This is a genomic window from Secundilactobacillus sp. MJ173, from assembly GCF_059704265.1.
Genome location: NZ_BAAKGN010000042.1, coordinates 1 through 434, shown reverse-complemented (window position 1 = coordinate 434; position 434 = coordinate 1). Strand labels below are relative to the sequence as shown.

Below are 434 nucleotides of genomic sequence, written 5' to 3'. Positions count from 1 at the left end.
TCCTTCTCAATCTGAGTGATGGCGCCAGAACCGTCAGTCTTGGTGATCGTCTTACCGCCGTTTGGATCATCAGTCGTGGTATTCGTGTAGTAATTATCCTTGGTCGTGGATACGCCACCCGTTACCTGGAAGTAAGTCCGACCGCCATCCGGTGTGGTAACCGTTTCACCAGTCGTATCAGTAGTTGGGTTACCGTTAGAATCTAGGCTTGGCGTTTCATGCTTAAACGTTACGCCATCTGGTTCGTTGTTCGTAACCGTCGTCTTGCCAGCTTCGCCAGTATCACCTGGTTGAACTGTGACAGGCGTCAAGCTTGGTTGACCATTTGGTGTCTCAGTAACCGTAACCACCTTGGTATCCGTATCGATATCAACTACCGTCTTGTCACCATCTGGCCAGTCCTTCTCAATCTGGGTAATGGCACCTGAACCGTC

At 50.5% G+C, this 434-nt stretch carries 1 protein-coding gene; it reads right to left on the bottom strand.

The features are described from left to right. Positions 1–434: hypothetical protein (locus tag AC6H04_RS07025; RefSeq protein ID WP_497571027.1), on the bottom strand; the 434-nt coding region annotated here is incomplete at both ends.